1 protein-coding gene is annotated in these 1283 nt (G+C 35.4%); it reads right to left on the bottom strand.

What is annotated here, in order from left to right; genetic code table 11:
* Positions 1-1208, bottom strand: a 1208-nt coding sequence (locus tag HG1285_RS01085; RefSeq protein WP_008289486.1) for an NADH-ubiquinone oxidoreductase-F iron-sulfur binding region domain-containing protein, incomplete at its 3' end; no start/stop codon positions are given.
* Positions 1209-1283 lie beyond the last annotated feature (75 nt).

Raw genomic sequence — 1283 nt, 5'->3', positions numbered from 1 at the left:
ACAGCGTTTGGAGCAGAATATCCAAGTCCACATATTGAGCCAACAGGAATGTTTTTTCCTAAATGCTCTAAAAGCTGTATGTCTTTTTCTGTTGCTGTACCTTCCTGAAATTTTTTTATAATGTTAAACTGCTCGTAAGTTCCAACCCTACAAGGTGTACATTTCCCACAGCTTTCATGATGGAAAAAATTTGTTATGACTATAAGAGAGTCAATTATACAGTCATTTTCATTCAAAACTATAGTTGTACCTGTTCCACCAAATCCTCTTGGAGAGTAATCCATAGGTATGTCAAACTCATTTTTATGATAAACTCCCAGAGCCCCTGCAAAAACAGCTTTAGGTTTTCCTACAGCTCCGCCTGCCATTTCTATAAGCTCGTAAAGTGTAATGTCCATAGTTGATTCATAAACACCAGGGCGTTTTACTCTACCACTTACAGGGAAAAGTTTTGGACCATAATATCCTGCCGGACCTATATTCATAAAATACTGTTCGTAAGTTATTATAATTGGTATGTTAGACAATGTTTCCACGTTGTTAACGACTGTAGGTCTGCCGAATAATCCAACCTGTGGAGGATATGGAGGTTTAAGCCTTGGATGTCCTCTTTTTCCTTCTAAACTTTCTATAAGAGCTGTTTCTTCACCACATATGTAAGCTCCAGCCCCTCTGTAAACGTATAAATCAAAAGAAAAATCTGAACCAAGTATATTTTTACCTAAATATCCTCTTTCGTAGGCTTCGTTTATTGCATTTTCAAGTATCATGTATCCGGCAGGATATTCTCCTCTTATATAAATAAATCCTTTCTCAGCTCCAATTGCATAGGCAGATATAATCATTCCCTCTATGAGAAGATGAGGGTCTCTTTCTATTATAATTCTGTCTTTGAAAGTTCCAGGCTCTGATTCATCTGCGTTGCATATTAAATATCTTGGTTTTGGATTTGATACTACAAATCTCCACTTTCTTCCTGTTGGAAAACCAGCACCACCTCTTCCTCTTAAAGTACTTTCTTCCACTAAATCTATAATTTCTTCTGGAGTAAATTTATTTAGGGCTTTTTTCAAAGCCGAATATCCACCGGTTGTTTCATACTCTTCTATATCAACTGTTCTATTTTCTTTTGCCCTTTTTAAAAGCAGGTTTATATCACTATTCACATAAATTTCTGGAAGATTAGGAATTTTTTCTCTTATATTCATCAGTCATACCTTTCAAGTATTTTCTTTAAATCTTCTTCAGACTTTATACTGCTTCCATCATAAAGGTCATAATTT

The organism is Hydrogenivirga sp. 128-5-R1-1 (genome assembly GCF_000171895.1).
This window is presented reverse-complemented; position numbering and strand designations above follow the sequence as displayed.